We start from the raw sequence: 14522 nt of genomic DNA on the forward strand, positions 1-14522 counted from the left end.
TTTACATGATCACAAGGCAAACAAAAAAGAAAACACTTCCCGGGCTGGTTCTGGTGAGCAGCCTCATGCTTGCAGCACCGCTGCTATTATCCGGCTGCAACAGCGGTCCAGATACCTCGGAGGCGCTCTCTCACATTACACGTGCAGAGACATATTCTGACCAGGGACAATACCGCTCGGCCCTGCTGGAAATAAAAAATGCCATCCAGAAAGACCCGAACAATGTTGAGCACATCGTTCGCCTGGCGGATATGTATTTAGAGCTGGGCGCCTCCAAAGAAGCCGCAGAACTCCTGGCTCCCTGGGTGAAAGAACAACCAAACGCCGTGGCCCTGACTTTGGCCCGCGCCTATGTAGAACAGGGTAAGCACCTTTCAGCAACCGAAACGCTGGCACTGCAAACCCCAAGCTCTCCAGATGACCAACTTGAAGCCTCACTGATCCGGGCAGAAGCTTTGCGCAGATCCGGCGAAGTAGCCGAAGCCCTTGCCCTGTACTCCAGCTTGGCCACAAGTAATGGCTCTGACATCCCGGCAATCACCGGTGTTCTGCAAGCCCAGATCAATCTCGGCAAAAACGAGCAAGCAGTAGAAACCGCCGACAACTGGCTTGCAAAAAACCAGGCGGCCCCAGAAGTTCTGTACTGGAAAGGCCAGGCCCAGTACCGGCTGAATCAACTTGATCTGGCCGCTGCGACACTCACAGATGCGGTTGGCGAGCTGCCCACATCCGATATTTTCCTGCCCATTCGGCGCAATGTACTCACCACCCTGTCTCGAGTGCTTACCGAGCAAGGCAAGATAACCGAAGCCCAGATTTATAACCGGATACTGGCAGAAAACATCAACACTGGCGCACGTGAACAAGCCGAAGCCGCTGTTGCTGCACTCAAAGAAGGCAATTTTGAGGAAGCCAAAGCCATACTTCGCGATACCCTGAAGCTTGATCCTGAAAATGAGCAGGTCGCCCTGATGTTAGGTGCCATATCCGCTGGCACCGGCGATCTTGATGAAGGCGCCCAGCTACTTAAAGAAAACCTCGACCCGGAAACAACCCCCGTACAATTCATACGGGCGGCCACCATGGCCCAGATTGATACCGGCGATAGAGAAGATGCACTTGCAACCTTAACCCGTGCCATAGAGGCTCGCCCGAATGATAACGAGCTGCTGGCCATGCACGGTATTCTTGCTCTCAGCCTGCCCGGCCACGAGAACGCTGGTATCGCAAGCCTCAGTAAAGCTGTTGGAAACGAGCCCGGGCGCGTAAGGTTGCGGTTGGCCCTCGCAAGGCATTACCTGCAAAACGACCAACCCGAGCAGGCCCTTGGCCAATTGCGCATGGCATTCACCTCCGACCCCTCAGATTGGTCTACCACCAGCACCTACCTGAACGTATTGATCCAGCAGGGTGAACAGCAGGAAGCCGCAGAAATCCGCGACTCACTGCTTAACGGCTATGGAGACCAACCCCGGGCAATTCTGCTGGCAAGCCTTGCCGACGCACGGCTTGGAAACCCCAGTGCAGCAATAGCACGCCTCGAAAAGCTAACAAAAGAAAGCCCCGAGCTACAGGCTCCGAAAGTTGCACTTGCAAGCCTCTATGCCCAAACCGGCAAACGCAGTGATGCCGTTGATTTACTGGTAGATGCTGCCACCATCACACCAGATGCCATCCGCCCGCTGCAGCAAGCCGGCCAGATCTACATGCAAGACCACACTGTACCCGAGGCTAAAACATGGTTAGCCGATGTCGCCAAAGCGCACCCTGAGCTTAAACAGAACACAGACACACTCGCCGCACTGATCGCCATCACCCAAGGCGAACTGGCATCCGCCAGAGCCACTCTGTCGCAATGGAAAGACAGCGATTCCATAACTGTACAACGCGCCCACGGCCAACTGCTACTGGCCGAAGCAAAGGCTGCAGCCGACAAAAAGGACTGGACAAAAGCCCGGGCAAAAGCTGCCGAAGCCATAGCCCTTGAGCCGGAAAACATCGGTTTTGCACTCTTGCCCGCAGGCATCGCACAGATGGAAGGCAAACTAGACGATGCCTTTAGTGCTCTGGATGGCGTCGAAAAAATTCACGGCGAACTACCCGCAACCATCCTGTCGCGTACCAGGCTCTTGCAACAACAAAAGGGCCCTGAAGGTGCGTACGCCTATCTTTCAGAAAGATGGCAGGCCACCAAAAATCCAAGCCTGATGCCCTCCCTCATTGTGCTTGCCCAAGCGAGCGCACCAGACTCAATGGATGGCTTAACCCAAAACTGGGTACAGGAAGCACCACAAAGCCTTGCCGCACACATGGCAAGAGCCGACTGGCTATTGACCAATGGTCAGGAGACGGCTGCTGTAAGTCACTATGAACAGGTGATAGCCAAACAACCGAACAGCGTAACTGCGCTCAACAACCTTGCCTGGACGCTTCGCGAAGAAAACCCCAAGCGTGCACTCAATCTGGCGAAACAAGCAAGCGAGCTCGCACCGAACAGCCCAGCTGTATTGGACACCTATGGCTGGATCCTGCACCTGTCTGGTCAACAGACAGAAGCGAAAGCAGTGATAGAAAAAGCACTGGATCTCGCACCAGGTAATGCCGAGATTGAAGAGCATCTAGAGGCTGTTAAAAAAGCCATGTAAAGAACCTCGACAAGCCCTGTCGGGTTCGAATACACAAAAGGCCTGAGGCATTAGCGTCTCAGTCCTTTTTTTATACGCTCGTCGATTTTTTTTACATGTCACATCCAGAGCTCAATAAATATCTATATATATCAGCGTATTGAAAACTTGGCACGCGAATCGCTTTGTATTATCCATAGGATCGGGTACTACCGGTCGTATGCCAAACCACCTGTGAGGGTGGGACGGAAAGCCAAGGATCTCTAAAGCAATAAGAGACAGCCTGGTTGCAAGCAAACTATATGGAATTAGAGCTAGACAACCGGAGAAATATTATGAAACTCAAAAAAACCTTGCTTGCGCTTTCATTGGCCGCTTTTGCAGCGTCTGCTAGCGCCGGTACTGTAATAAATGGCAACAGCCTGCAAAATGGCTTGAACGCGTTGACCGAAGGCGGCAACTTTTACGATGTAAACACTGCGCAACTTGCACCTGATGAAGTTTGGAACATTTCAACGTCCAATGCTTCTGTTAACAGGTTGATGTTCGAATTTGCCGGTTTTGCAAATCAGGCAAAATTTGGCATCTACGATGTCAACGATGTTAGCAAAACCCTCCAAATTTACGATGGCAGCGCTTGCGGCTCAGCTCAAGGATGCACCCTGCCGCAGAGCTTCGGGCTCACAGTAGAAGATCCAGCTGGCACCTTTAGCGCATATGCTCTCGGTGGCCCAGCAACTACCACTGTGTTCTCTTCATCAAACTTCGGTTATTACCTCGATTCAGGTAATGGCATTTTTTACTCTGAGGCCTCCAAGAACTCAGACGTAGGCCAGAATGGTACTTCTGACCACATGGTTGCATATGCCGGTAACGACTCCGTAAGAATGGACATTAACGGCGGCAACAACTACAAAGACTTCACGTATGGCGAGTTCATCCTGGCTTGGGAAGACTTGGCGTTCCCTAATTCAGACTATGATTACTCAGACTTCGTTGTACTGGTTGAGTCTGTATCGGTAGTACCAGAGCCCGGCACCCTGGCCCTCCTCGGCCTTGGCCTTGCAGGACTTGGTGCAGCTCGCCGTCGTCAGAAAGCCTGATTTCGGTTGAGTAATGAAAAGCCAGCTTCGGCTGGCTTTTTTTTGTTTTGAATTTGAGTTTTATGTAACTGCTATACACAGTATCCTGTCGATTGGTTAGTAGTGCGGCGGAGAAACGATGTTAAGGAAGACATTAGACAACCTACCTCTTTCCAGGCCTTACCTGGTCGTTACCGCTATTGCGGTGCTTGTTTTTTATCCGACCTGGATCCGGCTCGCACAAGCATGGCTGGAATTCGAGCAAGTTCTCGCCCATGGCTTGGCTACTGCCCTGATTTTTATCGGGCTACTACTAATCCACCCGCCCAAAAGCGCAACCAACAACACACAGCTCAAGCCCTATCATCTTATAGGGGCCATACTGCTGGTTGTAACAGCATTAACATGGGCACTGCTCGAACTGGTTCGAATCGACACTCTTGCCTACCTGATGCTCCCAGCTGGCGTAATAGCAACTGCCTGGGCACTTCTCGGGCTGGCACGAACCCTTAGTTTCCTCCCCTACGTTTTACTTTTATCGCTTTCTTTGCCTGTATGGGCAGATATGGTTCCCGCACTGGTAGACCTCGCCAGCATAGTGGTAGGAACCTGGGTTAGCTGGTTTGGGATGACAGCCCTTATCGAAGGCAACAGCATCACGCTACCCTACGGCCGCCTTCTCATTGCCGACGGCTGTTCCGGCATACGGTATTTTGCAATTTCCATATTACTGGCAATGATGACCTCCATTCTTAACGACTATCGCTGGCGCGATTGGCTCATCACCCTGCTGATAGCCATGACACTCGCCCTGATCGCGAATTGGGTACGCATTACGATTCTAGTTGTGGTTGCCTACGAAACCGACATGCAAAGCGACATGCTTACCGACCATGAAACCATGGGCTGGGTTGTGTACGGATTATTCGTTTTGCCGGCGCTTTATTTCTCGCCTGTACGCAAAAGAAACCCAGAATCGGCAGGTGCCAAAGCGAAATCAGGCTACAAAAAAATCGGCATCGCAGCCGTTATTGCCGCCATAGTATTGGGCCCCATCGCGCTTGCCATCACGCAGCCGTCAAATGTAGCGGTTTCCCCCTGGATGCTTGAACTGCCCAGCGCCACACCGGCAAGTGCCGAAAACATGCCAATACCGCTCACACTGCCAAGCACGCTTACTCAGCAGGTTTGGAGCTCCGACGGAGTGTGGGTGTCCCTCGCCCAAAGCCAGAAAACCACCGCTGAAGAAAAGCTTGTGCCCTACTTGCGACCACCATTCGACCACTCACTCTGGCAGATTCAGGAAACCTACGGCCCAGGGCTAGTGCGCGTTCGGAATATCCTCAACAGGAAGCAAGTTATTGTTGGGCAGTGGTATCAGGTTGGTTCATATCGAGCCTGGACATACAGCGAGGCAAAGCTATTACAGGTTTTAGCAATGCTGAAAGGAGAACAGCGGTTTGCCCTTGTGACATTGCAGGCAGAGTGTGGGCAAACAGAGTGCGACAGAGCGATTGCGAACCTGGATCACCAAATGCCGCTTATCGATAGTCGCCTGACACAAAGCAAGCAATGACAACTAGTTTAAGAGTGCTCAAAAGCGCTGGCCTATTACTAGGCATGCAACTGGTACAACGCGGCCTCGGCATAATCAGCACTCTAATCCTCGCTCGCCTACTGCTACCCGAGCACTTCGGCGTTGTCGCCCTCGTTATCATTGCGCTGCAGTTCTTCGAATTGTTGGTAGAGATCGGAAACCAGCAGTACATTATTCAAAAAACCGATGTCACCGAGGCAGACCTCAACACAGCATGGAGCATGGACATAGTTATCAAGTCCACCATGTTCGTGTTAATCCTCATTTTGGCACCCTTTCTAGCCGATTTCTTTGACACCCCGGAGCTTTCAACAGCATTGGCCGTTGCCGCAATCACCCTGCCGCTCAGAGCCCTGAAAAGCCCTGGGATGATGTTGTTAGCACGGGAAATAAACTACCGGCCAATCTTTAAGCTCACCCTTTGGCAAAAAGGACTGTCGTTTATGGTTGTGATTGGCTGGGCTTTCAGCAGCCCAAACCACTGGGCAATCATATCGGGCACTGTTGTATCCGGGCTGATCTTCACCATAGGGTCGTATCGCGTTCATGACTTCCGGCCCCGCTGGACTCTCATTCACTTTCGCCAGCAGTGGCAGTTTTCCCAATGGCTATTGCTACGTGGAATCGTTGGCTTTACCAGATCCCAAATAGATAACCTGATGGTTTCACGCCTGTTTGGCACCGCCCAACTAGGAGGATACAACCTGGTACGCGAAGTCAGCCTCCTGCCAGCGTTGTCAGCCATCATCCCTATGAGTGAACCGTTGCTCGCTGCCATATCAGAAAGCAAAGCAGACAGGCAGGCACTTGCCTACCGTATACGGCTGAGCCTTGCGCTTATGATAACCGTGCTCACCCCAATCACCGCCTTCATAATGCTGTACCCGGAACTCATCATTCGAGTTCTGCTGGGGCCGGACTGGAATGAATTCGCTCCCTTACTGGAACCCTTCGGATTATTTTTCTTCACCTTCTGTCTTTTTGCGCTGATCAGCGATGCAATCATCGCTCAAGGGCGAGTAAAGATGCTCTTTTGGTTTGATGCGGCCTCAACTGCCATTATTGTCGCTGTTCTCTGGCTAACCGCCACAGGAGGCTTGGAAATCATGGCGTGGGCCCGGGGCTGGCTGGCTGTCGCAACCACGATTGCACTGTTACTTATTCTGGAACAACAAACCGGGTTCTCGTCCGCTAAACTTTTGTTCCTGTGCATTCCCACACTTGCAGGAACATCGCTAGCGATTTTGGTAGTTCGATCAATAGACCTTTCCGGCAGTCACTTCCTGGTGCAGTTTTTAGCCTTAGGCACCCTGCATGTCACAATCGCGGCACTCGTTACAGGTATTACTGGGCTGGCTTTACTCAGAGGAACCGAAGAGTGGGGGCAACTCCACTATCTCGTGAATCAGGCGCGCGGTAAATGAGTGGGAACAAGTTTCTGCACCAGCAAAATGGGGCTTTATGTTACTTCGCGGGCAGATTATTCTAGGCATCAAACAGGGAGTTAAGCAGTAGGCAAGCTTATGGAAAAAGTAGCCATTCAAATAAGGGAACAAAACGGTACGGCTCGTATTAAAGAGCCTGTTGGCCTAGGCATCCCTCTGCCTAAAGGCACCGTGAGAAGTGCACAGCAACTCGCACTGATGGATGGTGACAAGCCTCTTACCGTGCAGCTACAGCCCCTTGCCCATTGGCCAGACGGCAGCATACGCTGGGTCCATGCCAGCACTTTGGTAGATTTGACCCCAAACAATCAGAAGGACTTGGTGCTCGCCTACCTGAAAGCACCCTCCCCCAGCACAACTAATGAAGCTGTCAGCCAAACCGTAGGTGGCATTCAAATTGCCACAGCAACCGGTAGCGTTATTCTGCAACCAGATAGATTAGCTTGGCAGGTTCGTAACCCAAACGATGAAGCCGTGCCCTCTGCGGTCACCCTCAGTGACGATGCAGGAACGCCCTGCACAGCAAAAGCGGAGTCTAACTGGGAAGTCACCCACAAAGGCCCTGTTTTTGTAGCGGCCACCTTGAAAGGCCAATGGTTAAAGAAAACCAGCGAACCGCTTGCAAGATTTGAATGCGAACTGCGTATTTTTCTCGAAACCGGGTTGGTGCAAGTTGAGCTTGTAACACACAACCCCAAGCGTGCACGCCACCCAAGCGGTTTGTGGGATTTAGGGGATCCAGGTTCCGTACACTTCCGCGAACTCGCTATAGAAACAACAATTCCAGGCTCCAGTATCGCCAAAGTCACGCCACAGACAACAGGTGCAAGCCCATGCGTTTTTAACCTTGCTGACTTCAACCTCTATCAAGATTCAAGTGGTGGTGAAAACTGGCAAAGCCGAAATCACGTAAACGCCAATGGCGAAATCAACACGCAGTTCCGTGGCTACCGTCTTACTAGCACCGGCAAACCTGAAGACGAAGGTAAGCGCGCCAATCCACTAGTGAGCATTGAACACGATTCTGGACAGCTAGAGATTGCAGTACCCCACTTCTGGCAGAACTTTCCAACGAGCGTGCGAAAAGAAGGAAACATAGTAACCGTTGGACTCTTCCCAAAAGATGCCAAGAATGCTTATGAACTACAAGGCGGCGAAAGGAAGACACTGCGCTGCCTAATGAGCTACCAGGCCAACACCAGCTTATCTGCCATGGCCTACACACCTTTAGCACCAATAATCGCCCCAGAGTGCTATGAGCGAGCTGAAGCTTTCCCCTGGTTTAAGGCCAATACAGAGCCCGGCCCCTTAGACCTGCTTATTGCCGAGGGCCTTGAGGGGGAATCTAACTTCTTCGCTAAAAGAGAAGTAATTGACGAATTTGGCTGGCGCAACTTTGGGGATATTTTTGCGGATCATGAGACCCTTTACCAAGCCGTAGATGAAGAACCATTTATCTCCCATTACAACAACCAGTACGATGCAATATACGGATTCGCACGACAGTTCGCGCTAACCGGAGACAGCCGCTGGTTCGAGCTGATGGATGATCTTACCAGCCATGTTGCAGATATAGACATTTACCATACTGAGGAAGATCGGGCGGAATACAATAACGGCCTGTTTTGGCATACCGACCACTACCTTGAGGCCTATACAGCTACCCACCGTACCTTTTCGAAAGACAATGACACAAGCTCAACACCTGGTCAGACAGGCGGCGGGCCAGCTGCAGAGCATTGCTACACTACCGGGTTGCTCTACCATCATTACATGACAGGTTCGCAAGCCTCACGGGATGCAGTTTTACAACTAGCTAATTGGATTCAAACTTCCCACGAAGGCCAAGGCGGTCTATTGGAGCAGATGCTGGCCCTGAAGAAACACGAGCTGCCAATGCTGAAAGCTCTACTGAAAGGCCAGCGCCCATCGGCGCACCAGTACCCGTTCACCAGAGGCACTGGCAACTACCTCAATGCCCTGCTGGACGCATCACTACTGGAACCTGGCGAGAACTGGCTGAAACAGGCGGAAGTGGTTATTAGCAAAACCATCCACCCGGCAGACAATATAGAAAAACGCAATTTGTTGGACGTGGAAACAGGCTGGTCATATCTGATATTAATGACCAGCATTGCCCGCTACCTGCACATCAAACGAGAATTCGGCAAAACTGATGCCCACTTCAACTATGCGCGCGATGCATTCATGCATTATGCGCACTGGATGCTGGAGAATGAGCGGCCTTTCCTGTCCGATCCCGAGCAACTCGAATTCCCCAACGACACATGGGTAGCCCAAGATATACGCAAAGCGATGCTGATGTTTCAGGCAGCAGAACTGAACCGGCCAAACGCAAAAGCATTCCAAGATAGAGGAAGCCGGTGGTTAACAGAGATCTGTGAAACTCTGGCCAAAGGTGAACAAAAGCACTATTCACGGATCCTGATTATACTGATGCAGAATTATGGGCCTCATCAGTCGGGGTATAGGGAAGGCGTGACTGAAGAGCTAACGGGCGAGCCTTCAAAAGCAACGCCCAGCAAGCTCCCGATTCTTACATTGTGGGAACTGCTAGCCAGAGTAGTTACCAGATTGGTTCGAGGCGCACTCACGTTCAGGCCTTCAAAGGAGCGTGCTTGGATTCAAGCTCGATTGGACCGTACTTAATATGCGAACTTTAAAACGTTTCCTGAAGCTAGTCTTTCTGGCACTCGCATTCCCGCTGTATTTGCTCTTCTTGCTGTTCGCTCAGCTTGGCAACACCGATGGCGTGTTCATGTCATTTTCGCAGGGTCTAAGCCTTATACCTGGCAAACCAGGAACCTACCTCCGTGCTGCCTTCTACCACCTCGCTTGCCCAGCCACCTCTGACGAAATATCAGTGGGCTTTTTGACGATACTGTCCCACCGCAACACCAGTATCGCGAAAGGGGTTTATATCGGGCCACAGTGCAATATTGGCATGTGCTCCATTGGGGAAAACACTTTGATTGGTAGTGGCGTGCATGTTCTTAGCGGTAGTCGCCAACATGAGTTCACAGATATTACAAAGCCCATTCAAGAGCAAGGCGGCACTTTTGAAAAAGTCCGGATAGGAGCAGACTGCTGGTTAGGAAACACTGCACTAGTGATGGCGAGCCTCGAAGATCACTGCATTCTTGCGGCAGGTAGTGTCCTGACAAAACCTTCAGCCAAGGGGGATATTCTGGTGGGCAACCCAGCGAAATGCATCAGCAATCGATTTAAGCACAACACACACTCTGCACCCCAGCCACCAGAGGTGGCCGAATAATGAAGGGCATGATAGAAGCAATTTACTACCGTTCACCGGTCTTCTTGCAGAACCTATTGGTGTCTGCGTATGGATACAAGCTATACCATAAACGCTACTCAGGACCACTCTACAGCGAAATCATGGAGAAGGTTCGCCTCAGCCGATCCTGGAACTCAGAAGAGATCGAGGCATATCAAAGCGAACGCCTGCACGAAGTGGTTAAGCACTGTCGGCTAAACATCCCTTACTACCAGCAACAATTTGCTGAACATGGGATCCACGAAAATGACATTACTTCGACAGAACACATTACACGCTTGCCCATTCTCGAAAAGCAGAAGCTAAAAGAACACTCTCAACTATTTACCGAATCCAGCACAAAACCTTTCATGCTTCAGCACACAAGCGGTAGTACCGGGACACCTCTTACACTGATGGTCAACGAAGAAACCTACAAACTCGCAATGGCGCTTCTCGTAGACCATGAAGAAACCCACGGTGTTCCGTTTGGTGCAAAACGCGCAACTTTTGCGGGGAGAATGGTTCAACCCGCAACCGATATGACGCCACCGTTTGCCAGGATGAACCGGGCAGAGAACCAGAAGTTGTTTTCCAGCTACCACCTCAACAGCCAGACGTTCCCTTGGTACCGAGCAGAACTGGACCGATTTCAACCTGCCGAGCTTATAGGTTATCCCTCTGCCATCTGCGATCTTGCCACACAGTACAGAGAAGCTGGTGTTTCGCCAGCGTTCCGCCCTGCGGCTATCGTTACTAACTCCGAGACCCTCCTTGAATGGCAACGAGCAATCATTGAAGACGTATTCGGCTGTATGGTCAGCGACTATTATGGCACCGCGGAATACGTGCTTTTTGCTGGTCAAGACAAGAACGGGATCTATCGCTTAAACCCACTGATTGGGATAACCGAACTCCTGGCGCAACCTGGCGATAGTGAGGCAAAGAGACTAATTGCAACGACATTAACCAATACAAAAATGCCCTTACTCCGCTATGACCTTGGCGATACAGCCGAAAGCCAATCAGAACACCATTCAGGAAATGTCGTTCATCAACTCAAAACCATCAATGGCCGAGTAGATGATTACATTGAAACTCCAGATGGAAGAAAGATTGGCCGTATAGACCACATTTTTAAAGGATTGGACGGGATTTCAGAAGCTCAGGTTATTCAGAATGCACCAGACCATTGCATCATTAAGATCATCGTCCAGTCCGCCTTATCGGAGATGGATAGAGAGGCCCTAAAAACCAACTTTTCAGCCCGCACTGGTGGAGCATTTAGGCATACCGTAGAGACTGTTTCCTCAATACCCCGGGGGCCCAATGGAAAGTTCAAAAGTGTCATCAGGAATATCTCTCCGGATTAGTTGAACAAACTTCCACTCGACCACAAGTCCAAAAGCAATTTCACCATAGGGTTACAGTATGGACTGCAAACTTATTAGTGTCATCGTACCTGCTCACAATGAAGAAAAATATATATCACAATGCCTCGAGTCTCTTGCCGCTCAAGATTACCCAAAACAAAAATACGAGGTCATTGTTGTAGATAATAATTCGACCGATCAAACCAGTGAAATAGCAAATAATTTTGAAGTTAAAATTGTGCAGAAGACATCTGGGCCTGTCGGCGCGGTAAGAAATGCTGGCGCAAAGTTGGCTAACGGGGAGCTGCTGGCCTTCATTGATGCAGATTGCGTTGCGCCCGCCGATTGGCTTTCAAAAGGAGCCAACTTACTGAATACACATGGCACGGTGTATGGGGGTGATTGTGATCTCCGAAAGCACCCTCACTGGATAGAGAAAGCCTGGTTGCTGGAAAATGAGCTTCCTCCAAAAGATCTTTTGGGATGTTGTATTTTTATAAGGAAAATTGATTTTTTAAAAATAGGCTTATTTGATGAAAAAATCACATCAGGGGAAGATACCAAGCTATCTAACTCCTTAAAATCTCAGCATTATAATGTAGTAATGACAAAAGAAATCAACGTTATTCATCTTGGAAATCCGACTACTCTCAAGAGTTTTTTTCTCAGACAAGTATGGCACTCAGAGAACTATTTCCAAAACTGGAATGAAACGAGAACAGATCCAACATTTTATCTTGTGGTTCTATTTCTATTTGGATTGATTTTTTGCATTTCGAGCCTGATTAATCAAACCATATCTAACTTGCTCGTATCAATATCTTTTGTTTTTGGCATCCCTTTCGTATTCACCGTCAAGAGACTGCGCAGGTCAAAGGTCATCCGAAATGACCTGCGTAATCTACCAGCTATCTACTTCCTCGACCTTGTTTATCTATCTGGTCGTATTATTGGGCTCGCTAAAAGCATATGGAAAGAAGCCATGCGATTTACTTCACTTCAAAGCCAGCGGGTGGATTAGGCGGAACAACAATCGTACTACTGCCAGAATCAACGTAATCGGGAATATCATTGCGGATAACCAGATCGTCTATCGAGTACCACTCTTCATGGCGATCTTCATTGGGATAGGTTTGGAAAAAATCATTACCGCCTATTGCGACCAAATTCCATTTCGCATTTTCGTCACGAGTTTCTGATGGTCGAATCCATGGGATTTCAGTGCTAACAAATATTTGTTTGTCGTTTAACCATTGTCTAAAAACACCATCTTTCACTCCAGGTGCAGAGTTCATTTTTACATAGAACGCCATTTTCGTCCAAGATGCTCCACTACCAAAAATCTGATCGTGCCCTACCACTCCAAAAGTCCCCCCGGTTATTAATCCGCCATTGACCCGATCATTTATAATAGGTTGCTCTTTATTTGGGCCCATTTCAGAGAGACTACCGGAGAAATTAAGATTAAAATCACCTAAACTGCCTGATATGAGATACCTCCCAACATCTGGAATATCCTGCGCTGTGAGCTTATAGTTATCACTATGCGGCCCCCCCCTAAAGGCAAGAGTGTTTCTAAGGCCGTATCTGTTGACGGTATGATCCCACAACGCTATCGGGCCAATATTTCCGTCTGAAAACGCACCATATTCAGTTCCATCCCCACTCCAACTAGAAACACGAAATATTTTTGACGTTGCGCTGGGTTTGCTAGGCACAGCAACACGTGTCCAATTTGGGTCAAAGCTTATCCAAAATTCAACATAAAGCTCGTCATACCCCTTAGGAAAGTACTTTAGTAGAATCGACTCTGAGGCCCAGTAATTCCAACCTGCATCGTAAGAGTCTCGCCAACTTACAAAGCTTTTACCTTTCCGGCCGCGAGCTTTTTCAGAATTGGACGCAAGTATCTCAATAGTTTCATGTTTATCCGGATGTCCCTTGGATGGCGCCCATGTTGGAACCTGGCGAATAGAAAACCAACCCTCTGGAATTTTATGTGTAGCCGCTCTCTGGACTGTGTCTGTACTAAACATCCCACTTGTCCAATCGGGCTGATTATCAAAGTTTTCCTCAAAAATAACTTCCGCTTGAGTGGCTGTCGCGCCCATTAGCATGCAACCGGTTAGGATGCCATTGATCAGCAGTCTATTTTTAAAAGCCATAATTTGTTCCTTCGCTCAGCTTGAACAGAAAAGATTGCCTAGAGACAACAACACCTCGCCTCTTGACTGAAACGGATCGCCAGAAAGCCAAAGTCATGCCCGGCATACTGCCGGGGCTTTAACAAGAGTCAAGGCCTCAGTCTAGAATAGTAGCAGGCATTAGTATATCGAATGCTCTTTAGCAGAATTGCGATTCACTCGTAAAAATCTCACAGCGTAACCAAAGTATATAATTTGTTACCTACCCAATTCGCAAGCTCCCGCTGAAAACCTGACATTGAAAAATAGACTATCTCTGTAACAAATTTCGGGGCGGGGTATGGATCGGGGATAGCCTACCAGTGTATAACGATCCTTTTTGGCAACGCACACAATATTCATAACGGAAGCACTATAGTATCTCCCTTTATCTTTCAGCATAGTTGTCGCCTGAGTTGATCTTTACTCAACACTCCAAGGAATTAAGAATTAATGCAAAATTCAACTGTCAAGGACGGTGAGCTGCTCCAACTCAAAGAGGCTCTTCAAAGCCCCATCACACCGCTCAATGACGATAATGGCTCTGCCGCACTCCTAGAAGCCAAGCAGCTACTTATCACCTCCGGTCGCTGTTGTATTGTTGTGGCTACAAGCACCGGTTCCAATACCCTTCAGAACATCACAAATTTGTACCAAGGCATGGCATCTCTAAAGCGCCTGAAAAAGCATTTTTTAAAAGAGCGCCCCGACACGCGCGCAACCCTAATTGGAATCTACCCGTCTCTGGAGTACCCTGCGTGCGTATTTGAACTCAACACCAACGCTGATCGCTATGTGGCGGGTAATGTACTGCCTCACACTGGCTCGCTTTTAGAAACAGCCGTCAAGTCCATGATCAGTAGACTCCTTGGAGTCAGCCCTGCCGTTGGGGGCATAGGTCTTGCCGTATACAGGGAGTAATT

The 14522-nt window shown here is 49.6% G+C and carries 10 protein-coding genes and 1 riboswitch; of the genes, 9 read left to right on the forward strand and 1 reads right to left on the reverse strand.

The features are described 5' to 3' along the window. The first annotated feature begins 5 nt into the window (after positions 1-5). The 8 genes from FE848_RS00710 (at position 6) to FE848_RS00745 (ending at position 12437) form a co-directional block, all read left to right on the forward strand. The gene (locus FE848_RS00710; RefSeq protein ID WP_200200823.1) at positions 6-2645 is read left to right on the forward strand and encodes a tetratricopeptide repeat protein; all 2640 of its coding nucleotides are present in this window, start codon (positions 6-8) and stop codon (positions 2643-2645) included. Positions 2646-2836: 191 nt separating this feature from the next. Beyond that, positions 2837-2919, forward strand: a riboswitch (cyclic di-GMP riboswitch). A 40-nt stretch (positions 2920-2959) separates the two neighbouring features. Next, the gene (locus FE848_RS00715) at positions 2960-3727 is read left to right on the forward strand and encodes a PEP-CTERM sorting domain-containing protein (RefSeq protein WP_200200824.1); all 768 of its coding nucleotides are present in this window, start codon (positions 2960-2962) and stop codon (positions 3725-3727) included. A gap of 118 nt (positions 3728-3845) precedes the next feature. Continuing rightward, positions 3846-5282, forward strand: coding sequence for an exosortase/archaeosortase family protein (locus tag FE848_RS00720; RefSeq protein ID WP_200200825.1), 1437 nt, complete (start codon positions 3846-3848; stop codon positions 5280-5282). Next, positions 5279-6727, forward strand: coding sequence for a lipopolysaccharide biosynthesis protein (locus FE848_RS00725; protein WP_200200826.1), 1449 nt, complete (start codon positions 5279-5281; stop codon positions 6725-6727). Before FE848_RS00720 ends, FE848_RS00725 begins: the two co-directional genes overlap by 4 nt. Before the next feature lie 99 nt (positions 6728-6826). Continuing rightward, the gene (locus FE848_RS00730; protein ID WP_200200827.1) at positions 6827-9418 is read left to right on the forward strand and encodes a hypothetical protein; all 2592 of its coding nucleotides are present in this window, start codon (positions 6827-6829) and stop codon (positions 9416-9418) included. Between the two features lies 1 nt (position 9419). Next, positions 9420-10043 (forward strand): acyltransferase, encoded by a 624-nt coding sequence (locus FE848_RS00735; protein ID WP_200200828.1) that lies wholly within the window; start codon positions 9420-9422, stop codon positions 10041-10043. Beyond that, complete coding sequence (locus tag FE848_RS00740) at positions 10043-11416, forward strand: phenylacetate--CoA ligase family protein (RefSeq protein ID WP_200200829.1); 1374 nt, start codon at positions 10043-10045, stop codon at positions 11414-11416. The genes FE848_RS00735 and FE848_RS00740 overlap by 1 nt, the downstream gene beginning before the upstream one ends. Positions 11417-11474: 58 nt before the next feature. Further along, on the forward strand, positions 11475-12437 hold the full coding sequence (locus FE848_RS00745) for a glycosyltransferase (RefSeq protein WP_200200830.1): 963 nt from the start codon (positions 11475-11477) through the stop codon (positions 12435-12437). Here the strand turns inward: FE848_RS00745 and FE848_RS00750 are convergent. Beyond that, the gene (locus FE848_RS00750) at positions 12406-13581 is read right to left on the reverse strand and encodes a hypothetical protein (protein ID WP_200200831.1); all 1176 of its coding nucleotides are present in this window, start codon (positions 13579-13581) and stop codon (positions 12406-12408) included. The two genes, FE848_RS00745 and FE848_RS00750, sit on opposite strands and share 32 nt — an antisense overlap. A gap of 471 nt (positions 13582-14052) precedes the next feature. Between FE848_RS00750 and FE848_RS00755 the strand changes: the two genes are divergently transcribed. After that, entirely contained in the window at positions 14053-14520 is a 468-nt protein-coding gene (locus tag FE848_RS00755; RefSeq protein ID WP_200200832.1) for a hypothetical protein, read from the forward strand. The last annotated feature ends 2 nt before the right edge of the window (positions 14521-14522 follow it).

Origin of the sequence: Marinobacter sp. 1-3A, from assembly GCF_016597775.1 — a bacterium.
GTDB lineage: Bacteria > Pseudomonadota > Gammaproteobacteria > Pseudomonadales > Oleiphilaceae > Marinobacter > Marinobacter xiaoshiensis.